Origin of the sequence: Pseudomonas sp. OVF7 (assembly GCF_030644265.1) — a bacterium.
Classification (GTDB): Bacteria; Pseudomonadota; Gammaproteobacteria; order Pseudomonadales; family Pseudomonadaceae; genus Aquipseudomonas; species Aquipseudomonas gorinensis.
Genome location: NZ_CP128996.1, coordinates 6,540,871 through 6,560,965, shown reverse-complemented (window position 1 = coordinate 6,560,965; position 20,095 = coordinate 6,540,871). Strand labels below are relative to the sequence as shown.

The window sequence follows — 20,095 nt, the reverse complement described above, 5'->3', positions numbered from 1 at the left end:
ATCAAGTCAACAGGTGTTTGGAAATCAGCCGGGAGATTTCAACGATCGAGGTCTTGCCGGTGAACTCGAATTTCACTTTCCCCAGCGACGAGAAGTAAATCTCCAACTCCGAATCCAGGTCAAACGTCCCGGACGTCTCCACCGAATACGCCACGATGTTTTTATACGGCAGTGAGGTGAAGTCCTTCTTGCTGCCGGTAATCCCCTGCACATTCACCGCGATGATGCGTTTGGTGGTGAAGACCACGCCGTCGCGCATGGCTTTGTAGGCGTCGATCACTTCTTCGCCGTCCAGCAGCAGGGCCGATACGCGTTCGGCGTATTCGTTGTTCTGTTTGAGTTTGAAAAAGCCTTTGTTGTTGAAGTCGATCATGGGCCTGGCCTTGGGTGAGTGGTGCGGTGGTGTATGCCGTTTTGCTCGCGGATCTGTATCTAACGCGCGCATTTTGAACGCCCTACCATTGGGTCCAAGCCTATAACCTTGGCCAAATGTTTCACGTCGACAAAATAACACCCCAGGAGCCCAACAATGCCCGAACTGTCCAGCTGGCTGGCCTATGCGCTTATTTCACTCGGCATGGTGCTCACGCCCGGCCCGAACATGATTTACCTCATCTCCCGCTCGATCTGCCAGGGCCGCACGGCCGGGTTGATTTCCCTGGGCGGCGTGGCGTTGGGTTTTCTGGTTTACATGGTGTGCGCGGCCTTGGGGATCACGGCCTTGGTCATGGCGGTGCCATTTGCCTATGACGCACTGCGCTTCGGCGGTGCGTTGTACCTGGCCTATATGGCCTGGCAGGCAATTCGGCCGGGTGGGCGATCGCCGTTCCAGGTGCGGGATTTGCCCAAGGACAGCCCACGCAAACTGTTCACCATGGGCCTGGTGACGAACCTGCTGAACCCCAAGGTGGCTGTGATGTATTTGTCGTTACTGCCCCAGTTCATCGACCCGAACGGTCATGGCAGTGTGCTGACCCAATCTCTGGTGCTGGGGTTTACGCAGATTTTCATCAGCGTGAGCGTCAACGCAGTGATTGCCACCATGGCCGGCTCCATCGCGGTGTTTTTCGTCACCCGACCGGGTTGGCAGGTGGTGCAGCGCTGGCTGATGGGGTCGGTGCTGATGGGGCTGGCGGTGCGGATGGCGGTGGAAGGGCGTCGCTGAACCGGACGTTACAGGATCGCCTTCAGGTAATCCTTGAGTGCGTTGAGTGGGGTATTGAGTTCGTGCAGTGTCGATGCTTGGCGCACATCCAACGTCAGCCGTTGCAGCTCGCGACCCATCACGGTATTCACGCCGCCCAAGGAGCTGAGTGCCACTGCCAGGCATTCGTCCAGTTTTTGCTGGATGATATTGATCTCGCCGTTGCGGACCAACAGCCCGAATACCTCGCGCTCGTATTCGCTCATGATCGGGTCATCACGCAGTATCGGACTCTCACCTTCTGTTTCATAGGCCAGTTTGTGCGAGAACAAGGCGACTGCTTCCAGTTGCAATTCCATGGTGCTGTTTACCTTAATGTGTCGCCAGCAGGCGCCTCAGGCAACCGGCTGCAAAGCTTCCATTTCACTTAGCCAGGTATCGAAGCGACTGCACTGTTCGCGTATCGCTGGCAGGCCGATTTCAATGGCCGCCAACGAGCCGTGCAGCGGCTTGTCGTAACCCGCATAAAGCGTCTTAAGCCTTTTGCTCGGCGCCGTCATCGGGCTGTTATTGATGGTTTCCGGCGTTTCAAACTCATTCCGTATGTGCATAAACCGATCTTCAAGGTTGGGCTGGTTGATGCCCGTGGCAAGTCGCCGTGGACAACTGAAAAGCAAACCTTCGAATTCGTACATCTGCACATAGGGAATGAATCGGCGCATGGCGTCATCACCTAATTCGATCGCTAGCCTTTCCACCATGGCTTCTAGCAGGCAATCGGCTTTTTCATCCATGGAGTTTTTGCCGGCGGCATTCGCTTTTCCAGGAAACTCTTCGGGCAGACCATAAAAATCAAAGAACGTGGTGCAATAGGCTTGGCGGTCGCCGAGCAGGCGTTTTTCAACATCGCTGAGCAGGCGCTCAAAGCGAAAGTTGCCGCCTTTGTGGCCTGGTTTACCGATCAGCGCTGGCATCAGGTAAATACCCAAGTGGTGAAAGGCTTGAGCCAACACTTCGTTGATGAACATCTCCTCTGTCTGGCCCTCGCAAATGACGTGCACTCGAATCATTTACGCGGCCTCCCGCCCAAGATGTTTTTCTCCCACAACTCGCCTACTGAGTAGTCGTCTAACCACGTTTCGAAAGCTTTTTCGTCCAGACGCTTGAAGACAGTTGCTCCCTTTTCCCGCTCAACGATGATCAAGTCATCGATAGAGAACTCGTTTACCAGTGGGACTGATTGCGTTGAAACAATCACCTGCATTCGCGTAGAGGCAGACCGTAACAGCGAACCCAGCAAAGTGATTGCATAAGGGTGCAGGCCTAACTCCGGCTCATCGATGATGATCGTCGATGGTGGGTCGGGCTGAAGGAGGGCGGTTACCAGGCACATGAAACGAATCGAGCCGTCCGAGAGTTGACTGGGCCAGAAGGTGTAATCGCTGTCCTTTTGTCGCCATTGCAAATTGATCAGTTCTTCTTGTGTGTCTAAGCGCACCGGACGGAGTACAAAATCGTCGAAGAACGGGATCGCCAGTTGGATGGTCTTGCGGATCTGGTCGTAGACTTCAGGCGTCTCAGTGGATAGGCGATGCAGATAAGCCGCCAGGTTCGAGGCGTCGGGCCTTAGGTAGTCGTTGATGTGAACAGGGCCGTAGCGTTTGACACTTGCTGTTTCGCTGGTGTCATGGAAGTGAAAAACCTTCCAGCTGGAAATCGATTCATAGCAGTACGCTACGACGTTATTTTTGTAAGGGGCTTGGAATTGTTTTACGTCGAACGCTTTTTTGAGTTTGGCCTCTTGGTGTCCTGAGCCGAGGGGAATCCATTCAGACCCATACATGGGGCCTTCAAAAAAAAGTCGTTCATTGGCAAAAACAAACCCTCCATCAACGGTCGACTCCAGCTCGAACTCATAACCGTTAAGGCCAAAGTGAACGTAGGAGAAGATCCTCGTCGTTTCCTTCACCCCGAAGCTGACAATTCGATCTGCCTTGCCTTGTTGGGTGGTCCATGTCTGTAGGCGCGACTCCATCATTTCGCTGAGCATACGAAAGTAAGCAACGAAGCTGCTCTTGCCTGCGCCATTGGCACCCAGCAGTACGTTCAAGCTTTCCAGGCGGAAGTCTTCAAGGTTCTTGATTGACTTAAATCCCTTGATCGTCAGCCGACTGATGGGGTTCTTTGTGCTCATTGCTGCTTGATTCCTTTAGCGCCGCTATTCGTCGAGACCAGGCTGCTGTCATTGATAGCTGTCGCGGAGTTTGCCATTGATTTTAGAGACTGGCTCGTCACTTGATAGCTTCATCCTAACGCTAATCTTTTCTACCTAATACCAACGCTTTGAGTGGTGGTCATTGCGGCTAAGACAGCTGAGGCAAGCCAGCAACCACTTTTCTTCAGGCGAAAAAAAAGACCTTGAATTTCAAGGTCTTTTTTTAAGATGGTGCCCCGAGGGAGACTCGAACTCCCACTCCTTTCGAAAACGGATTTTGAATCCGCCGCGTCTACCAATTCCGCCATCAGGGCTCAATGGCGGCGAAGTATAGAGATGAGATTACCGTTGGTCAATCACGTTTCATGGTCAATTTTGACTATTTCCGCTAGACTTCCCGGCCCTGCTAGACGAACCCCATCATGCGCGTTGCTGACTTTACTTTTGAGCTCCCTGATTCGCTGATCGCTCGCCACCCTTTGGCCGAGCGTCGCGCCAGTCGACTGCTGACCCTGGACGGGGTGAGCGGTGCCCTCGCACACCGTCAATTCACTGATTTGCTTGAGCATTTGCGCCCAGGCGATCTGATGGTGTTCAACAATACCCGGGTGATTCCGGCGCGGCTGTTTGGCCAGAAAGCCTCCGGCGGCAAGCTGGAAATTCTGGTGGAACGGGTGCTGGACAACCATCGCGTGCTGGCCCATGTGCGTTCCAGCAAATCGCCCAAGCCGGGTTCGACGATCTTGATCGATGGCGGTGGCGAAGCCGAGATGGTTGCGCGCCATGATGCGCTGTTCGAACTCAAGTTTGCCGAGGAAGTGTTGCCGCTGCTGGAGCGCGTCGGCCATATGCCGTTGCCTCCTTATATAGATCGCCCCGACGAAGACTCGGACCGCGAGCGCTATCAAACGGTGTACTCGCAACGCCTGGGGGCGGTTGCCGCGCCGACTGCCGGGCTGCATTTCGACCAGCCGCTGCTGGATGCAATCGCCGCCAAGGGCGTCGAGAGCGCCTATGTGACCCTGCACGTGGGGGCCGGCACGTTTCAGCCGGTGCGTGTGGATAAGATCGAAGACCACCATATGCACAGCGAATGGCTGGAGGTCAGCCAGGACGTCGTGGACGCGGTGAATGCGTGCAAGGCGCGTGGCGGGCGCGTCGTTGCAGTGGGCACTACCAGTGTGCGTTCCCTGGAGAGCGCGGCGCGTGATGGCGTACTCAAGCCGTTCAGTGGCGACACCGATATCTTTATTTACCCAGGCCGGCCGTTTCACGTGGTCGACGCCCTGGTGACCAACTTCCATTTGCCGGAATCCACGCTGTTGATGCTGGTGTCGGCATTTGCCGGTTATCCGCAGACCATGGCCGCTTATCAAGCCGCCATCGACAATGGGTACCGTTTTTTCAGCTACGGTGATGCGATGTTTATCACCCGTAATCCGGCGCCGCGCGGCCCAGAGGAACAACTATGAGTCGTATGTCGTTTGAATTGCTCGCCACCGACGGCAAAGCCCGTCGTGGTCGCCTGACTTTCCCGCGCGGTACGGTAGAGACCCCGGCCTTCATGCCCGTGGGCACCTATGGCACCGTCAAAGGCATGCTGCCGCGCGACATCGTCGCCACCGGCGCCGAGATTATCCTGGGCAACACCTTTCACCTGTGGCTGCGTCCGGGCACGGAAGTGATCAAGAAGCACGGCGACCTGCATGACTTCATGAAGTGGCAAGGCCCGATCCTCACCGACTCCGGTGGTTTCCAAGTGTTCAGCCTGGGGGCCATGCGCAAGATCAAGGAGGAGGGCGTGACCTTCGCCTCGCCGGTGGACGGTGCCAAAGTGTTCATGGGGCCGGAAGAGTCGATGCAGGTCCAGCGCGACCTGGGCTCCGACATCGTGATGATTTTTGACGAATGCACGCCGTACCCGGCTGACGAAGACGTCGCGCGGATTTCCATGGAGCTGTCGCTGCGTTGGGCCCAGCGCTCGAAAAACGCCCACGGTGACAATACCGCGGCGCTGTTCGGTATCGTCCAGGGCGGCATGCATGAAAGCCTGCGCAAGCGCTCGCTGGAAGGCCTCGACAAGATCGGCTTTGACGGTCTTGCCATTGGCGGCCTGTCCGTGGGCGAACCCAAGCACGAAATGATCAAGGTGCTGGATTATCTGCCGGGCCTGATGCCCGCTGAAAAACCTCGTTACCTTATGGGCGTTGGCAAACCGGAGGATCTCGTAGAGGGTGTGCGCCGCGGTGTGGACATGTTCGATTGCGTGATGCCAACCCGTAATGCCCGCAATGGGCATCTGTTCATCGATACAGGCGTGCTGAAGATCCGTAACGCGTTCCATCGCCATGATGAATCGCCGCTGGATCCCACCTGTGACTGCTACACCTGCCAGAACTTCTCCCGTGCTTATCTGCACCATCTGGACAAGTGCGGGGAAATGCTGGGTAGCATGTTGAATACCATCCACAATTTGCGTCACTACCAAGTCCTGATGGCTGGTTTGCGCGAGGCTATTCAACAGGGTACATTGGCCGCCTTCGTCGATGCCTTCTATGCCAAGCGCGGGCTCCCTGTGCCGCCCTTGGACTGAGTTTTCCGACCCTAAGATTCACTATTTGCAACTGGAGTGCTAAATGAGCTTTTTTATCTCTAACGCCATGGCTGACGCCGCTGCGCCTGCTGCTGCCGGCCCTATGGGCGGTGGTTTCGAGTGGATTTTCCTGGTCGGTTTCCTGGTCATCTTCTACCTGATGATCTGGCGTCCACAGGCCAAGCGCGCCAAAGAGCAGAAAAACCTGCTGGGCAGCTTGCAGAAAGGTGACGAAGTCGTGACCACTGGCGGTATCGCCGGCAAGATCACCAAGGTTTCCGACGCTTTCGTGGTCCTGGAAGTCTCCGACACCGTAGAAATGAAGTTCCAGAAGGGCGCTATCGCCGCCACGCTGCCTAAAGGCACGCTCAAAGCGATCTAAGCAACAACCTTTACCAATCGACGGGGCGCGCAAGGCGCCCCGCGTTATAAGCGGGCGGCGTGATGCTGAACAAATACCCTCTGTGGAAATACGTACTGATCCTGGCGGTGCTGGCGATCGGTTTTATTTATTCCGCTCCCAATCTCTATCCTGATGACCCTGCGATCCAGATCTCTGGCGCCAGCACTTCGCTGAAGGTCAATCAGGCTGACCTGGAACGCGCGAGCAAGGCGCTCACCGATGCGGGCATCCAGGTCAAGGCGGCAACGTTGGCAGCTGATGCGAAAGGCGGCTTGTTGCGCCTGACCAAGCAAGAAGACCAATTGCCGGCCAAGGATGTTGTGCGCAAGGCCATGGGCGACGACTACGTTGTTGCGCTCAACCTGGCACAGACCACGCCAAAATGGCTGCGCAGCATTGGCGCGCACCCGATGAAGCTGGGTCTGGACTTGTCCGGTGGTGTGCACTTCCTGCTGGAAGTGGACATGGACAAGGCCCTCGACGCACGCCTCAAAGTCTACGAAGGCGACGTGAAGAGCCTGCTGCGTAAAGAGAAGTTGCGTTATCGCAGCCTCCCGCAGCTCAACGGTGCCATCCAGCTGGGCTTCTCTGACGAAGCGTCCCGCGAACAGGCCCGTGCGCTGATCCGCAAGAACTTCAACGATTTCGACATCGTACCGGCCGACCTCAATGGTCAACCGGTGCTGCGTCTGGCGATGACCCCGGCCAAGCTGGCGGAAATCCGCGAATACTCGATCAAGCAGAACTTGACCACGGTACGTAACCGCGTCAACGAGCTGGGTGTGGCCGAGCCGATCGTTCAGCGTCAGGGCGCCAACCGCATTGTGGTTGAGCTGCCGGGCGTGCAGGACACCGCAGAAGCCAAGCGTATCCTGGGTAAAACCGCCAACCTGGAATTCCGCCTGGCCGCCGAGCCGGGTGCTTCCAAGGCCACTTCCGAGACTTTCGAGTTCCGTGAAGGCAACCGCCCTCCGGCGCAGATCGAGCGTGGCTTGATCATTACCGGTGACCAGGTCACCGACGCGAAGGCCGGTTTCGGCGAGCACGGTACCCCTGAAGTGAACATCCGCCTGGATGGCCACGGCGGCGAACTGATGAGCCGCGCCACGCGCAGTAACGTCGGTCGCAGTATGGCGGTGATCTTCATCGAGCAACGTCCGATCACTACCTACACCAAGCAAATGGTCAACGGCGTCGAGAAAGACGTGCCGGTACAGACCTTCAAGGAAGAGAAGAAGATCATCAGCCTGGCGACCATCCAGTCGCCGCTGGGTGCTCAATTCCGCATCACTGGCCTGAACGGCCAGGGCGAATCCTCGGAGCTGGCCCTGCTGCTGCGTGCCGGTGGCTTGGCTGCACCGATGTACTTCGCTGAAGAACGCACCATTGGCCCGAGCCTGGGCGCCGACAACATCACCAAGGGCGTCGACGCAGCCTTGTGGGGCATGCTGTTCGTTTCGCTGTTCATCATCGCCATCTACCGCTTCTTCGGCATCATCGCCACCGTGGCCCTGGCGGGCAACATGGTGATGCTGCTGGCCCTGATGTCGCTGCTGGGCGCTACGCTGACCCTGCCAGGTATCGCCGGTATCGTACTCACCATGGGTATGGCGGTGGACGCCAACGTGCTGATCTTCTCGCGGATTCGTGAAGAGATCGCCGCCGGCATGACCGTTCAGCGTGCAATCAACGAAGGCTTCGGCCGGGCATTTACCGCGATTCTCGACTCCAACCTGACCACATTGCTGGTCGGCGGGATTCTCTTTGCCATGGGCACCGGCCCCGTCAAAGGTTTTGCGGTAACCATGTCCCTCGGTATCTTTACCTCGATGTTCACGGCCATCATGGTGACCCGCGCAATGGTCAACCTGATCTTTGGCGGGCGTGACTTCAAGAAGTTGTGGATTTAAGGGGCTGCCATGTTACGTACAATCAACTTCATGGGCGTTCGCAATATTGCGTTCGGCGTCACCGTGCTCCTTACCGTTCTGGCGTTGTTCAGCTGGTTCCATAAGGGCCTGAACTACGGTCTGGACTTCACCGGCGGTACGCTCATCGAGCTGACCTACGAGAAGCCGGCCGACGTTACCCTGGTGCGCAGTGAGCTGGTCAAGGCCGGCTATCACGAAGCCATCGTGCAGAGCTTTGGTGCAACCACTGACCTGCTGGTGCGTATGCCTGGCGAAGACCCACAACTGGGTCATCAGGTCGCCGAAGCTTTGCAGAAGGTCGGCGGCGATAACCCGGCGTCGGTCAAGCGCGTCGAGTTCGTCGGCCCTCAAGTGGGTGAAGAACTTCGCGACCAGGGCGGTCTCGGGATGCTGATGGCGCTGGTCGGCATCATGATCTACCTGGCCTTTCGCTTTCAGTGGAAGTTCGGCGTCGGCGCCATTGTGTCGCTGATCCACGACGTGGTCGTGACCGTGGGTATCCTGGCGTACTTCCAGATCACCTTCGACCTGACCGTGCTGGCCGCGGTGCTGGCGATCATTGGTTACTCGCTCAACGACACCATCGTGGTATTCGACCGAGTTCGTGAGAACTTCCGGGTGCTGCGCAAGGCGACGCTGATCGAGAACATCAACATCTCCACCACCCAGACCCTGCTACGGACCATGGCGACGTCGATCTCCACCTTGCTGGCGATCGCGGCCCTGATGATCTTTGGTGGTGACAACCTGTGGGGCTTCTCCCTGGCGTTGTTTATTGGCGTCCTGGCGGGTACCTACTCGTCGATCTACATCGCCAACGTGGTGCTGATCTGGCTGAATCTCAACAGCGAAGACCTGATCCCTCCGGCCAGCACTGGCAAGGAGGTCGACGACCGTCCTTGATGGGCGTTTGTTGATCAGCTGTTACAAAAAAGGCACGAGTATTGAACTCGTGCCTTTTTTTTTGCTCCAAGGCTGGGTATAGCGCGGATCTTTCGGTCCGTTTGTGATGGTCAGGAGGTTCAACGTGAACAAGTCGTTACTGGTTGGTGCGGTATTGGGTGCTGTCGGTGTAACTGCCGGGGGTGCTGTTGCCACCTACAGCCTGGTAAAAAGCGGCCCTGAGTATGCGCAAGTGCTGGCAGTGCAGCCGGTGAAAACCCAGATTAAAACGCCTCGCGAGGTCTGCAAGGACGTCGCAGTGACCCGGCAGAAGCCGGTGCAGGATCAACACCAGATCGTCGGTACGGTGGTCGGTGCGCTGGCTGGTGGCTTGTTGGGTAACCAGATCGGCGGCGGTAATGGTAAGAAACTGGCCACCGTGGCCGGTGCTGTCGGTGGTGGTTACGCCGGTAACAAGGTTCAGGAAGGCATGCAGAACCGCGATACCTACACCACCACGCAAACGCGCTGTAACACCGTTAACGACATCAGTGACAAGGTAGTCGGGTACGACGTGCGTTACACCTTGGATGGCAAGGAAGGCTCGGTACGTATGGACCGTGATCCAGGCGGCCAGATTCCGGTCGACAAGGAAGGGCGTCTCGTCCTGGGCCAGAACCAGCAGTAATCCCAAAGCCTGGTTCAGTTCAAGGTATGGGAGGGGCCCCCTCCCATATTTGTTGTGTGTTGCTAGTGGTCTTCAAATCCCAGGCATAAAAAAAGCACCCCGAGGGGTGCTTTTTTGTGCTCGCTCGCTTAGCGCTTCAGCGAGGCTGGCAGGTGCGGCTGGATCGCCGTCAGGACTGCCTTGAAGCATTTGGTGTTGCCGGCAACGACGTGGCCTTTTTCAAGGAAGTCATGGCCGCCGGTGAAGTCGCTCACCAGGCCGCCTGCTTCCTGAATCAGCAGGGCGCCTGCAGCCATGTCCCACTCGGACAGGCCTGATTCCCAGAACGCATCGAAACGGCCGGCAGCCACGTAGGCCAGGTCCAGGCTGGCTGCACCGGCGCGGCGGATGCCGGCGGTCTGGCCAACCAGGGCGCGGAACATGCCCAGGTAGTTTTCCAGGTTGTCCATCTGGTCATCGCGGAACGGGAAGCCGGTGCCCAGCAGGGCGCCGTCCAGGCTGGTGCGACCGCTGACGCGCAGGCGGCGGCCATTGAGCTGGGCGCCACGGCCACGGCTGGCGGTGAATTCTTCCTGGCGAACCGGGTCGAGGACAACGGCGTGTTCCAGGCGGCCGCGGTATTTGCACGCGATGCTTACGGCAAAGTGCGGGATGCCGCGCAGGAAGTTGGTGGTGCCATCCAGTGGATCGATGATCCACAGGTAGTCTTCGCCTTCGCCGCTACCTTTGTGCAGGCCGGTTTCTTCACCGAGGATGCCGTGGGTCGGGTAGGCCTTGCGCAGGGCGTCGATGATTTTCTGTTCGGCGGCGCGATCCACCTCGGATACATAATCCTTGGCGTCTTTTTCGTCGACCTTGATGGTATCCAGGCGCTCGATGGAGCGGAAGATCAATTCACTGGCGCTGCGGGCGGCGCGCAGCGCGATATTCAGCATGGGCTGCATGGATGTGTCACCTAAGGTTGTTAAAGAAAGCCGAGCATTCTAGCAGAAACTTTCTTCAGGTGAAGGACGACGTGAGCTTTCATGGCATAACCTTAGGCTGTTCTGTAAGATTTGCTCCCCTTTCCTGTGTCCGAGAGCGCCTCCCTTGCTGCAAAACATTCGTGTCGTCCTGGTCAATACCAGTCATCCCGGCAATATCGGCGGGGTGGCGCGAGCCATGAAAAACATGGGGCTGACGCGCCTGGTGCTGGTCGAACCACGCGTGTTCCCGCACCACGAGGCCGATGCTCGTGCATCTGGCGCCAATGACATCCTTGAAAGTGCCCAGGTCGTCGCCACCTTGGAAGACGCCCTGGTCGGCTGCAATCTGGTGCTCGGCACCAGCGCCCGCGACCGGCGCATTCCGTGGCCACTGCTGGATCCGCGTGAATGCGGGACCAAAGTGGTGGAAGAGGCGGCCGGTGGCGCTGAAATCGCCCTGGTCTTCGGTCGCGAAGACTCCGGCCTGACCAATGAAGAGCTGCAGCGATGTCATTATCACGTGCACATCCCATCAGACCCTGAGTTCAGCTCGCTGAACCTCGGGGCAGCGGTGCAGGTGCTGAGTTACGAGGTGCGCATGGCCTGGCTGGCTGCTGAAGGCCAGCCGAGCAAGGTCGAGAAGGATGAAGTTGCGTCGACCAAAAGTGGCGAACTGGCCACCATGGACGAGCTGGAGCGGTTCTATGAGCACCTGGAGCAAACCCTGGTGGCCATCGAATTTCTCGATCCGGAAAAACCACGGCACTTGATGGCGCGCCTGCGTCGGTTGTACGGGCGCAGCTCGGTCAGTCGAGCGGAAATGAATATATTGCGTGGCATCCTCACGGAAACCCAGAAAGCGGCCCGTGGCGAGCTTCTTAAGCGGAAGGATTAAAAATGTTCGAGCGTTTGCGAGAAGATATCCAGAGTGTTTTCCATCGTGACCCGGCAGCGCGCAATGCCTTTGAAGTGCTGACCTGCTATCCGGGCATGCACGCTATCTGGATCCACCGCCTGTCCGGTGCGTTGTGGAATATGGGCTGGAAATGGCTGGCGCGACTGGTGTCGAACTTCGGTCGCTGGTTGACCGGGATCGAGATCCATCCGGGTGCCAAGGTGGGGCGTCGCTTCTTTATCGATCACGGTATGGGCATCGTGATTGGCGAGACTGCCGAGATTGGTGATGACGTGACCCTGTACCAGGGCGTGACCTTGGGCGGCACCAGTTGGAACAAGGGTAAGCGCCACCCGACGCTGGGGAATGGCGTGGTGGTGGGCGCGGGCGCCAAGGTGCTTGGCCCGTTCACGGTAGGGGCTGGTGCCAAGGTCGGTTCCAACGCCGTGGTGACCAAGGCCGTGCCGGCCGGCGCCACCGTGGTGGGTATTCCCGGGCGGATCATCGTCAAGCCGGAAGTGGGCGATGAGCAGGAAGCCAAGCGCAAGGCCATGGCCGAGAAGATCGGCTTCGATGCCTACGGTGTCAGCGAAGACATGCCCGACCCGGTGGCGCGCGCCATCGGCCAGTTGCTTGACCACCTGCAAGCGGTGGACGGCAAGTTGGACGGCATGTGTGGCGCGCTGAAGGAGCTGGGCAGCAGCTACTGTGCGAAAGACTTGCCTGAGCTGCGCGAAGAGGACTTCGCCGAGATCAAGGACGAAGCTGCAAGCAAGGCCGGCTGAAGTCTCATCGTCACCACAAAACCCCTGTGGGAGGGGGCTTGCCCCCGATGGCGGTGGGTCAGTCGACGCATTCGTCAGCTGTCAGACCGCTATCGGGGCAAGCCCCCTCCCACATTTGATCTCCGTTGATCCAGCAATTCCCATCCGGTCCTGTTCCCGCTGTTCGTCCCCACCCCATCCTGCTATGATTCGCGCGCCCTTTTTACGGGTAATCCTGACTAAAGTACTAGGTCTTATAGTTGACTTAAATACTCGGGAATCGCATACTTGCTCCCATTCTGAAACACCTTGGTACTTGTCCATGAGACTGACTACAAAAGGCCGATACGCGGTAACCGCCATGCTTGACTTGGCCTTGCACGCGCAAACTGGGCCGGTGTCCCTGGCCGATATCTCCGAGCGCCAAGGCATTTCCCTGTCCTACCTTGAGCAACTGTTCGCCAAATTGCGCCGCAGCAATCTGGTTTCCAGTGTGCGTGGGCCAGGTGGCGGCTATCAACTGTCCCGCGAGATGCAGGGCATCCAGGTGGCCCAGGTCATCGACGCGGTCAACGAATCCGTCGATGCGACCAAATGCCAGGGCCTGGGTGACTGCCACGCCGGCGACACTTGCCTGACGCATCACTTGTGGTGTGACTTGAGTCTGCAGATCCATGAGTTTTTGAGTGGTATCAGCTTGGCTGATCTTGTGACTCGCCGTGAGGTGCAAGAAGTAGCCCAGCGTCAGGACCAGCGCCGTTGCAACACCAAGGCGCCGCGTCTGGACAAGATTGAAGCGTCCGCCGTCGAGTGACAGCCGAAGAGCTAACGGCACGCCAGCCAGCCTGATTTAGGAGAAAGTCCATGAAATTGCCGATTTACCTTGATTACTCAGCGACCACGCCGGTTGATCCGCGTGTCGCACAAAAGATGAGCGAATGCCTGCTGGTCGACGGAAACTTCGGCAACCCGGCCTCCCGCTCCCACGTTTTCGGCTGGAAAGCCGAGGAAGCGGTGGAGAACGCTCGTCGCCAGGTCGCTGACCTGGTCGGTGCAGACCCGCGCGAAATCGTCTGGACTTCCGGCGCCACCGAATCCGACAACCTGGCAATCAAGGGCGCGGCGCATTTCTACGCGACCAAAGGCAAGCACCTGATCACCACCAAGATTGAGCACAAGGCTGTCCTCGACACCATGCGCCAACTGGAGCGTGAAGGTTTCGAGGTCACTTACCTCGAGCCAACCACCGACGGTATCGTCACCCCGGCCATGATCGAAGCCGCGCTGCGTGAAGACACCATCCTGGTTTCCGTGATCCACGTGAACAACGAAATCGGGACCATCAACGACATCGCGGCCATCGGCGAGCTGACGCGCTCCAAAGGCGTCCTGCTGCACGTCGACGCTGCTCAGTCCACCGGCAAGGTCGACATCGACCTGTCGAAACTGAAAGTCGACCTGATGTCGTTCTCGGCCCACAAGACCTACGGCCCTAAAGGCATCGGCGCGCTCTACGTGAGCCGTAAGCCCCGCGTACGTATCGAAGCCACCATGCACGGCGGCGGTCACGAGCGCGGCATGCGTTCGGGCACCCTGGCGACCCACCAGATCGTTGGTATGGGCGAAGCTTTCCGTGTGGCCAAGGAAGATATGGCTGCCGAGAACCTGCGCATCAAGGCCCTGAGCGAGCGCTTCTACAAGCAGGTCGAAAACCTTGAAGAGCTGTACATCAACGGCAGCATGACCGCCCGTGTACCGCACAACCTGAACTTGAGCTTCAACTACGTCGAAGGCGAGTCGCTGATCATGGCGCTCAAGGACCTGGCGGTTTCGTCCGGTTCGGCCTGCACCTCGGCCTCCCTTGAGCCGTCCTACGTGCTGCGTGCCCTGGGCCGCAACGACGAACTGGCGCACAGCTCGATCCGCTTTACGTTTGGCCGCTTCACCACCGAAGAACAAGTCGACTACGCGGCGCAGAAAGTCTGCGAAGCCGTCAATAAGCTGCGCACTTTGTCGCCGCTGTGGGACATGTACAAAGACGGTGTCGACATTTCCAAGATCGAGTGGGCGGCACACTAACTATAGAAGCCGCCACCCCAGCTCTGTAGGAACGTGGCGGAAAACGCAGGCGTTTCTACAGGGTTACAGAGCGGCCCTGATGAGTGAGGATTCAGTACCATGGCTTACAGCGAAAAGGTCATCGACCACTACGAAAACCCGCGTAACGTCGGCAAGATGAACGCGGAAGACCCAGATGTCGGCACCGGCATGGTCGGCGCTCCGGCGTGCGGCGATGTGATGCGCCTGCAGATCAAGGTCAACGAGGCGGGCGTTATCGAAGACGCCAAGTTCAAGACCTACGGCTGCGGTTCGGCCATCGCCTCCAGCTCCCTGGCGACCGAATGGATGAAAGGCAAGACCCTGGATGAGGCTGTGACGATCAGCAACACCCAACTGGCCGAAGAACTGGCCCTGCCGCCAGTGAAAATCCACTGCTCCGTACTCGCAGAAGACGCCATTAAGGCGGCCGTTCGCGACTACAAGCAGAAGAAAGGCTTGATCTAAGCATTTGGCGACGAGTAAGGAGTCAACGATGGCTATCAGCATGACAGAAGCGGCTGCACGGCACGTGCGACGCTCCCTGGATGGGCGCGGTAAAGGTGAGGGGATTCGTCTGGGTGTGCGCACCACGGGCTGTTCCGGCCTTGCCTATGTGCTGGAGTTTGTCGACGAGGTGGTTGATGAGGACCAGGTGTTCGAAAGTCACGGCGAGAAAGTGATTATCGACCCTAAAAGCCTCACCTATCTGGACGGCACCGAACTCGATTTCGTCAAGGAAGGGTTGAACGAAGGCTTCAAGTTCAACAACCCCAACGTACGCGGTGAATGTGGCTGCGGCGAAAGCTTCAACATCTGAGGCTATTTGTGGGCACTCCTTGTCATTTCGCTTTATTCGAGCTGCAGCCGAGCTTTCGGCTGGACCTCGAGCAGCTTGCCACGCGCTACCGTGAATTGGCGCGTGGGGTGCATCCGGACCGCTTCGCTGACGCTTCCGAGCGTGAGCAACGCCTGGCGCTGGAGCAATCGGCCAGCCTCAACGAAGCCTATCAGACGCTCAAAAGTCCCCCCAAGCGCGCGCGTTACCTGCTCGCGATGAATGGTGGCGAGTTGCCGTTGGAAGTCACGGTGCACGACCCGGACTTCCTGATGCAGCAGATGCAGTGGCGCGAAGAGCTCGAAGACTTGCAGGACGAAGCCGATCTGGCGGGTGTCGCGGTCTTCAAGCGTCGTTTGAAAACCGCCCAGGATGAGCTCAACGAAAGCTTCGCAGCCTGTTGGAATGATGCGGCGCAACGTGAACAGGCCGAACGCCTGATGCGGCGCATGCAGTTCCTCGACAAGCTCTCCTACGAAGTGCGCCAGCTAGAAGAGCGCCTCGACGATTAACCCAGTGCTGCCCGTGATGCACGCCTGATAGACAGATAAGACCTGATTACCATGGCTCTACTGCAAATCGCCGAACCCGGCCAAAGCCCTCAACCGCACCAGCGTCGCCTGGCGGTGGGGATTGACCTGGGCACCACCAATTCCCTGGTCGCTGCCTTGCGCAGCGGCCTGTCCGAGCCGCTGCCCGACGCCGATGGCCAGGTGATCCTGCCGTCCGCTGTGCGTTATCACGCCGATCGCACCGAAGTGGGCGAGTCGGCCAAGCTGGCGGCGTCTACCGACCCCCTGAATACCGTACTGTCGGTCAAGCGCTTGATGGGGCGTGGTCTGTCCGACGTCAAGCAACTGGGCGACCAACTGCCGTACCGCTTTGTCGGTGGCGAGTCCCACATGCCGTTCATCGACACCGTCCAGGGCCCGAAGAGCCCGGTGGAAGTGTCGGCCGATATCCTCAAGGTGCTGCGCCAGCGTGCAGAAACCACCTTGGGCGGCGAGCTGGTCGGGGCGGTGATCACGGTTCCGGCCTATTTCGATGATGCTCAGCGCCAGGCCACCAAGGACGCGGCGAAGCTTGCCGGCCTGAACGTGCTGCGCCTGCTCAACGAGCCGACGGCAGCCGCTGTGGCGTATGGCCTGGACCAGCATGCCGAAGGCCTGGTCGCCATTTACGACCTGGGCGGCGGCACCTTTGATATTTCGATCCTGCGCCTGACTGGCGGTGTCTTCGAAGTACTGGCCACGGGTGGCGATACAGCCCTGGGCGGCGATGACTTCGATCACGCCATCGCGGGCTGGATCATCACCAGTGCCGGCTTGTCCGCCGATCTGGACCCGGGCGCGCAGCGCAACCTGCTGCAAACCGCCTGCGCTGCTAAAGAAGCGCTGACTGATGCTGCATCGGTTGAAGTGTCCTATGGTAGCTGGTCGGCCCAACTGACCCGTGAAGCCTTCGATGCTTTGATCGAGCCGATGGTCGCCCGCAGCCTGAAAGCCTGCCGGCGCGCCGTGCGTGATTCCGGCGTCGAGCTGGAAGACGTAGTCGCCGTGGTCATGGTCGGCGGTTCGACCCGCGTACCACGTGTTCGCGAAGCCGTGGCCGAAGCCTTTGGCCGCCAGCCGCTGACCGAAATCGATCCGGATCAAGTGGTCGCCATCGGTGCGGCGATCCAGGCCGATACCCTGGCCGGCAATAAGCGCGATGGTGGCGAGCTGTTGCTGCTCGACGTGATTCCGTTGTCCCTGGGGCTGGAAACCATGGGCGGCTTGATGGAGAAGGTGATTCCGCGCAACACCACCATCCCTGTTGCCCGCGCCCAGGATTTCACGACCTATAAAGATGGCCAGACGGCCATGATGATTCATGTGCTGCAAGGTGAGCGCGAGCTGATCAGCGACTGTCGCTCGCTGGCGCGCTTCGAATTGCGCGGTATCCCGGCCATGGTTGCCGGTGCCGCGAAGATTCGCGTGACCTTCCAGGTCGACGCCGACGGCCTGCTCAGCGTGGCTGCGCGTGAGTTGGCGTCAGGCGTCGAAGCGAGCATCCAGGTCAAGCCGTCCTACGGCCTGACTGACGGCGAAATCGCCAAGATGCTCAAGGACTCGTTCCAGTACGCCGGTGACGATAAGGTCGCGCGCGTACTGCGTGAGCAACAAGTGGATGCCCAGCGCCTGCTCGAAGCGGTGCAGGGCGCCCTTGACGCCGACGGCGAGCGCCTGCTGGATGCCGAAGAGCGCATGGTCATCGACCTGCAGATGCAGGAACTGGCCGAACTGATGAAAGGCAACGATGGTTACGCCATCGAGCAACAGACCAAGCGCTTGTCGCAGGTGACTGACGCCTTTGCCGCCCGCCGCATGGATCAGACGGTGAAAGCCGCACTGGCCGGGCGCAACCTGAATGAAATCGAGGAATAATCAATGCCGCAGGTCATTTTTCTGCCACACGCCGAGCACTGCCCGGACGGTATGGTTGTTGAGGCTGAGACCGGCAAGTCCATCCTCGAAGTTGCCCATGACAACCACATCGAGATCGAAAGTGCCTGTGGTGGAGTGTGCGCTTGCACCACCTGCCACTGCATCATTCGTGAGGGGTTCAACTCTCTGGAAGAAGCGGACGAGTTGGAAGAGGACTTTCTTGACCGGGCCTGGGGCCTGGAAGCGACTTCTCGCCTAAGCTGTCAGGCAAAGGTCGGAACGGAAGACATCACCGTCGAAATCCCGAAATATTCCCTCAACCATGCGGCCGAAGCGCCGCACTGATTCAAGGAAGTGTCATGAGTCTTAAATGGGTTGATGTGCAAGAAATCGCTATCCTGTTGGCCGACGGCAACCCGGATATGGATCCCTATTCGCTGAACTTTGTTGCTTTGCGTGACATGGTCATGGCCTTGCCAGGTTTTGACGATGAGCGTGATCGCGGTGGCGAAAAGGTTTTGGAAGCTATTCAGACAGCCTGGAAAGAAGAACAGGACTGACGCCTCCCTTACGCAGTTAGGCAATACCCAAGAACCCGCGTATAATTCGCGGGTTTAATTTTTCGTAAATTACCGTTTCTGGAGTTACACCATGGCTGTTCAACGTACTTTCTCCATCATCAAGCCTGACGCTGTTGCAAAAAACGTCATCGGCGAGATCACCACTCGTTTCGAAAAAGCCGGCCTGAAGGTTGTAGCTTCGAAACTCAAGCAACTGTCCAAGGCTGAAGCTGAAGGTTTCTACGCTGAGCACAGCGCTCGTGGCTTCTTCGGCGACCTGGTTGCCTTCATGATCTCCGGTCCTGTCGTTGTTCAGGTTCTGGAAGGCGAAAACGCTATCGCTCTGAACCGCGAACTGATGGGTGCTACCAACCCTAAAGAAGCAGCTGCCGGCACCATCCGTGCTGATTTCGCTGACTCCATCGACGCCAACGCTGTACACGGTTCGGACTCCGAAGCCGCTGCTGCTCGCGAAATCTCGTACTTCTTCGCAGCTACTGAAGTAACCACTCGCTAAGCATTGGCTTAAGAGTGAAGGTGAATCCATGACTACATCGACTGTAAAAACCAACCTGCTGGGTCTGACTCAACAGGAAATGGAAAAATTCTTCGACTCAATCGGGGAGAAGCGTTTCCGTGCCGGTCAGGTAATGAAGTGGATTCACCACTTTGGCGTCGACGATTTCGATGCCATGACGAACGTCAGCAAGGCCCTGCGTGACAAGCTCAAGGCCATTGCCGAGGTCCGTGGTCCGGAAGTTGTCAGCGAGGACATCTCCAGCGACGGCACCCGTAAATGGGTGGTGCGCGTGGCGTCCGGCAGCTGCGTCGAGACCGTATACATTCCCCAGGGCAAACGCGGCACCTTGTGCGTTTCGTCCCAGGCAGGCTGTGCCCTGGATTGCAGTTTCTGCTCCACCGGCAAGCAAGGCTTCAATAGCAACCTCACCGCCGCCGAAGTCATTGGCCAGGTGTGGATTGCCAACAAATCCTTTGGCAGCGTCCCGGCGACCGTCGACCGTGCCATCACCAACGTGGTGATGATGGGCATGGGTGAGCCGCTGCTGAACTTCGACAACGTGGTTGCGGCCATGCACCTGATGATGGACGACCTGGGCTACGGCATCTCCAAGCGCCGTGTGACCCTGTCGACTTCCGGCGTGGTGCCGATGATCGATGAGCTGTCCAAGCACATCGACGTCTCCCTGGCGTTGTCGCTGCACGCACCGAATGACGCATTGCGTAACCAATTGGTGCCGATCAACAAGAAGTATCCGCTTAAGATGCTGCTCGAATCTTGCCAGCGCTATATGTCGTCCCTGGGCGAAAAGCGCGTGCTGACCATTGAGTACACCTTGCTCAAGGACATCAACGACAAGGTCGAACACGCGGTCGAGATGATCGAGTTGCTCAAGAACATCCCGTGCAAGATCAACCTGATTCCGTTCAACCCGTTTCCCCATTCTGGCTACGAGCGGCCGAGCAACAACGCCATCCGCCGTTTCCAGGATCAACTGCACCAGGCGGGCTTCAATGTCACCGTACGTACCACCCGTGGTGAAGACATCGACGCCGCTTGTGGCCAATTGGTAGGACAGGTGCTGGATCGCACCCGTCGCAGCGAACGTTATATCGCGGTGCGCGAACTGAGTGCCGCCGACGATATGCCGCAAAGCGCTGCGAATCGAACCTGA

Annotated in this window: 24 protein-coding genes and 1 tRNA gene; 19 read left to right on the top strand and 6 right to left on the bottom strand. The window is 58.3% G+C overall.

What is annotated here, in order from left to right; all coding sequences use genetic code 11:
• Nucleotide 1: 1 nt before the first annotated feature.
• Nucleotides 2–373 (bottom strand): PH domain-containing protein, encoded by a 372-nt coding sequence (locus tag QU606_RS29855; protein WP_024077309.1) that lies wholly within the window; start codon nt 371–373, stop codon nt 2–4.
• A gap of 156 nt (nt 374–529) precedes the next feature.
• On the opposite strand from QU606_RS29855, the gene QU606_RS29850 reads away from it, so the two are divergent.
• Nucleotides 530–1,165 (top strand): LysE family translocator, encoded by a 636-nt coding sequence (locus QU606_RS29850; RefSeq protein WP_024077308.1) that lies wholly within the window; start codon nt 530–532, stop codon nt 1,163–1,165.
• Between the two features lie 8 nt (nt 1,166–1,173).
• On the opposite strand, the gene QU606_RS29845 is transcribed toward QU606_RS29850, so the two are convergent.
• The 4 genes from QU606_RS29845 to QU606_RS29830 all read right to left on the bottom strand — a co-directional run bounded on the left by QU606_RS29845 (nt 1,174) and on the right by QU606_RS29830 (nt 3,673).
• Nucleotides 1,174–1,503: a hypothetical protein gene (locus tag QU606_RS29845; protein WP_304997903.1), complete on the bottom strand. Its 330-nt coding sequence runs from the start codon at nt 1,501–1,503 to the stop codon at nt 1,174–1,176.
• Nucleotides 1,504–1,539: 36 nt separating this feature from the next.
• Nucleotides 1,540–2,214, bottom strand: a complete 675-nt coding sequence (locus tag QU606_RS29840) for a DUF4276 family protein (protein ID WP_024077306.1) — start codon at nt 2,212–2,214, stop codon at nt 1,540–1,542.
• Nucleotides 2,211–3,338 (bottom strand): AAA family ATPase, encoded by a 1,128-nt coding sequence (locus QU606_RS29835; RefSeq protein ID WP_024077305.1) that lies wholly within the window; start codon nt 3,336–3,338, stop codon nt 2,211–2,213. The genes QU606_RS29840 and QU606_RS29835 overlap by 4 nt, the downstream gene beginning before the upstream one ends.
• Before the next feature lie 250 nt (nt 3,339–3,588).
• A tRNA-Leu gene (locus QU606_RS29830) sits at nt 3,589–3,673 on the bottom strand.
• A 108-nt stretch (nt 3,674–3,781) separates the two neighbouring features.
• Here QU606_RS29830 and queA point away from each other — a divergent pair.
• The 6 genes from queA to QU606_RS29800 all read left to right on the top strand — a co-directional run bounded on the left by queA (nt 3,782) and on the right by QU606_RS29800 (nt 9,856).
• Complete coding sequence (queA, locus tag QU606_RS29825) at nt 3,782–4,831, top strand: tRNA preQ1(34) S-adenosylmethionine ribosyltransferase-isomerase QueA (protein ID WP_024077304.1); 1,050 nt, start codon at nt 3,782–3,784, stop codon at nt 4,829–4,831.
• 5 nt (nt 4,832–4,836) lie between these two features.
• Nucleotides 4,837–5,952 carry a tRNA guanosine(34) transglycosylase Tgt gene (gene tgt / locus QU606_RS29820; RefSeq protein WP_003238437.1) on the top strand — a complete coding sequence of 372 codons (1,116 nt, stop codon included), beginning with the start codon at nt 4,837–4,839 and terminating at the stop codon, nt 5,950–5,952.
• 43 nt (nt 5,953–5,995) lie between these two features.
• On the top strand, nt 5,996–6,334 hold the full coding sequence (yajC, locus tag QU606_RS29815; protein ID WP_003175975.1) for a preprotein translocase subunit YajC: 339 nt from the start codon (nt 5,996–5,998) through the stop codon (nt 6,332–6,334).
• A gap of 62 nt (nt 6,335–6,396) precedes the next feature.
• Nucleotides 6,397–8,265, top strand: coding sequence for a protein translocase subunit SecD (secD, locus tag QU606_RS29810; protein WP_041161017.1), 1,869 nt, complete (start codon nt 6,397–6,399; stop codon nt 8,263–8,265).
• A gap of 9 nt (nt 8,266–8,274) precedes the next feature.
• The gene (gene secF, locus QU606_RS29805) at nt 8,275–9,189 is read left to right on the top strand and encodes a protein translocase subunit SecF (protein ID WP_024077301.1); all 915 of its coding nucleotides are present in this window, start codon (nt 8,275–8,277) and stop codon (nt 9,187–9,189) included.
• A 124-nt stretch (nt 9,190–9,313) separates the two neighbouring features.
• Nucleotides 9,314–9,856, top strand: a complete 543-nt coding sequence (locus tag QU606_RS29800; protein ID WP_024077300.1) for a glycine zipper 2TM domain-containing protein — start codon at nt 9,314–9,316, stop codon at nt 9,854–9,856.
• Nucleotides 9,857–9,984: 128 nt separating this feature from the next.
• On the opposite strand, the gene suhB is transcribed toward QU606_RS29800, so the two are convergent.
• A complete protein-coding gene (gene suhB, locus QU606_RS29795; protein ID WP_003175971.1) occupies nt 9,985–10,800 on the bottom strand; it encodes an inositol-phosphate phosphatase in 816 nt (271 codons plus the stop codon).
• 145 nt (nt 10,801–10,945) lie between these two features.
• On the opposite strand from suhB, the gene trmJ reads away from it, so the two are divergent.
• The 12 genes from trmJ to rlmN all read left to right on the top strand — a co-directional run bounded on the left by trmJ (nt 10,946) and on the right by rlmN (nt 20,095).
• Nucleotides 10,946–11,716 carry a tRNA (cytosine(32)/uridine(32)-2'-O)-methyltransferase TrmJ gene (gene trmJ, locus QU606_RS29790; RefSeq protein ID WP_150054768.1) on the top strand — a complete coding sequence of 257 codons (771 nt, stop codon included), beginning with the start codon at nt 10,946–10,948 and terminating at the stop codon, nt 11,714–11,716.
• 2 nt (nt 11,717–11,718) lie between these two features.
• Entirely contained in the window at nt 11,719–12,501 is a 783-nt protein-coding gene (cysE, locus tag QU606_RS29785) for a serine O-acetyltransferase (protein ID WP_024077298.1), read from the top strand.
• A gap of 301 nt (nt 12,502–12,802) precedes the next feature.
• On the top strand, nt 12,803–13,294 hold the full coding sequence (gene iscR, locus QU606_RS29780; protein ID WP_003238451.1) for a Fe-S cluster assembly transcriptional regulator IscR: 492 nt from the start codon (nt 12,803–12,805) through the stop codon (nt 13,292–13,294).
• 50 nt (nt 13,295–13,344) lie between these two features.
• Entirely contained in the window at nt 13,345–14,559 is a 1,215-nt protein-coding gene (locus tag QU606_RS29775) for an IscS subfamily cysteine desulfurase (protein WP_024077296.1), read from the top strand.
• 99 nt (nt 14,560–14,658) lie between these two features.
• Complete coding sequence (gene iscU, locus QU606_RS29770) at nt 14,659–15,045, top strand: Fe-S cluster assembly scaffold IscU (RefSeq protein ID WP_003209682.1); 387 nt, start codon at nt 14,659–14,661, stop codon at nt 15,043–15,045.
• A gap of 28 nt (nt 15,046–15,073) precedes the next feature.
• A complete protein-coding gene (gene iscA, locus QU606_RS29765) occupies nt 15,074–15,397 on the top strand; it encodes an iron-sulfur cluster assembly protein IscA (protein WP_024077295.1) in 324 nt (107 codons plus the stop codon).
• Between the two features lie 8 nt (nt 15,398–15,405).
• The gene (gene hscB, locus QU606_RS29760; RefSeq protein ID WP_024077294.1) at nt 15,406–15,927 is read left to right on the top strand and encodes a co-chaperone HscB; all 522 of its coding nucleotides are present in this window, start codon (nt 15,406–15,408) and stop codon (nt 15,925–15,927) included.
• Nucleotides 15,928–15,978: 51 nt separating this feature from the next.
• Complete coding sequence (gene hscA / locus QU606_RS29755; protein WP_024077293.1) at nt 15,979–17,841, top strand: Fe-S protein assembly chaperone HscA; 1,863 nt, start codon at nt 15,979–15,981, stop codon at nt 17,839–17,841.
• A 3-nt stretch (nt 17,842–17,844) separates the two neighbouring features.
• Nucleotides 17,845–18,186: an ISC system 2Fe-2S type ferredoxin gene (gene fdx, locus QU606_RS29750; RefSeq protein WP_003175958.1), complete on the top strand. Its 342-nt coding sequence runs from the start codon at nt 17,845–17,847 to the stop codon at nt 18,184–18,186.
• 14 nt (nt 18,187–18,200) lie between these two features.
• Nucleotides 18,201–18,401, top strand: a complete 201-nt coding sequence (gene iscX / locus QU606_RS29745; RefSeq protein WP_017846180.1) for a Fe-S cluster assembly protein IscX — start codon at nt 18,201–18,203, stop codon at nt 18,399–18,401.
• A 91-nt stretch (nt 18,402–18,492) separates the two neighbouring features.
• Nucleotides 18,493–18,918, top strand: coding sequence for a nucleoside-diphosphate kinase (ndk, locus tag QU606_RS29740; protein ID WP_017846179.1), 426 nt, complete (start codon nt 18,493–18,495; stop codon nt 18,916–18,918).
• A 28-nt stretch (nt 18,919–18,946) separates the two neighbouring features.
• Nucleotides 18,947–20,095, top strand: a complete 1,149-nt coding sequence (rlmN, locus tag QU606_RS29735) for a 23S rRNA (adenine(2503)-C(2))-methyltransferase RlmN (protein ID WP_102624575.1) — start codon at nt 18,947–18,949, stop codon at nt 20,093–20,095.

Excerpts from the sequence above, each read along its gene's own strand:
- QU606_RS29855 (WP_024077309.1), bottom strand. The coding sequence starts at position 373 with ATGATCGACTTCAACAACAAAGGCTTTTTCAAACTCAAACAGAACAAC.
- QU606_RS29850 (WP_024077308.1), top strand. The coding sequence starts at position 530 with ATGCCCGAACTGTCCAGCTGGCTGGCCTATGCGCTTATTTCACTCGGC.
- QU606_RS29845 (WP_304997903.1), bottom strand. The coding sequence starts at position 1,503 with ATGGAATTGCAACTGGAAGCAGTCGCCTTGTTCTCGCACAAACTGGCC.
- QU606_RS29840 (WP_024077306.1), bottom strand. The coding sequence starts at position 2,214 with ATGATTCGAGTGCACGTCATTTGCGAGGGCCAGACAGAGGAGATGTTC.
- QU606_RS29835 (WP_024077305.1), bottom strand. The coding sequence starts at position 3,338 with ATGAGCACAAAGAACCCCATCAGTCGGCTGACGATCAAGGGATTTAAG.
- queA (WP_024077304.1), top strand. The coding sequence starts at position 3,782 with ATGCGCGTTGCTGACTTTACTTTTGAGCTCCCTGATTCGCTGATCGCT.
- tgt (WP_003238437.1), top strand. The coding sequence starts at position 4,837 with ATGTCGTTTGAATTGCTCGCCACCGACGGCAAAGCCCGTCGTGGTCGC.
- yajC (WP_003175975.1), top strand. The coding sequence starts at position 5,996 with ATGAGCTTTTTTATCTCTAACGCCATGGCTGACGCCGCTGCGCCTGCT.
- secD (WP_041161017.1), top strand. The coding sequence starts at position 6,397 with ATGCTGAACAAATACCCTCTGTGGAAATACGTACTGATCCTGGCGGTG.
- secF (WP_024077301.1), top strand. The coding sequence starts at position 8,275 with ATGTTACGTACAATCAACTTCATGGGCGTTCGCAATATTGCGTTCGGC.
- suhB (WP_003175971.1), bottom strand. The coding sequence starts at position 10,800 with ATGCAGCCCATGCTGAATATCGCGCTGCGCGCCGCCCGCAGCGCCAGT.
- cysE (WP_024077298.1), top strand. The coding sequence starts at position 11,719 with ATGTTCGAGCGTTTGCGAGAAGATATCCAGAGTGTTTTCCATCGTGAC.
- iscR (WP_003238451.1), top strand. The coding sequence starts at position 12,803 with ATGAGACTGACTACAAAAGGCCGATACGCGGTAACCGCCATGCTTGAC.
- QU606_RS29775 (WP_024077296.1), top strand. The coding sequence starts at position 13,345 with ATGAAATTGCCGATTTACCTTGATTACTCAGCGACCACGCCGGTTGAT.
- iscU (WP_003209682.1), top strand. The coding sequence starts at position 14,659 with ATGGCTTACAGCGAAAAGGTCATCGACCACTACGAAAACCCGCGTAAC.
- iscA (WP_024077295.1), top strand. The coding sequence starts at position 15,074 with ATGGCTATCAGCATGACAGAAGCGGCTGCACGGCACGTGCGACGCTCC.
- hscA (WP_024077293.1), top strand. The coding sequence starts at position 15,979 with ATGGCTCTACTGCAAATCGCCGAACCCGGCCAAAGCCCTCAACCGCAC.
- fdx (WP_003175958.1), top strand. The coding sequence starts at position 17,845 with ATGCCGCAGGTCATTTTTCTGCCACACGCCGAGCACTGCCCGGACGGT.
- iscX (WP_017846180.1), top strand. The coding sequence starts at position 18,201 with ATGAGTCTTAAATGGGTTGATGTGCAAGAAATCGCTATCCTGTTGGCC.
- ndk (WP_017846179.1), top strand. The coding sequence starts at position 18,493 with ATGGCTGTTCAACGTACTTTCTCCATCATCAAGCCTGACGCTGTTGCA.
- rlmN (WP_102624575.1), top strand. The coding sequence starts at position 18,947 with ATGACTACATCGACTGTAAAAACCAACCTGCTGGGTCTGACTCAACAG.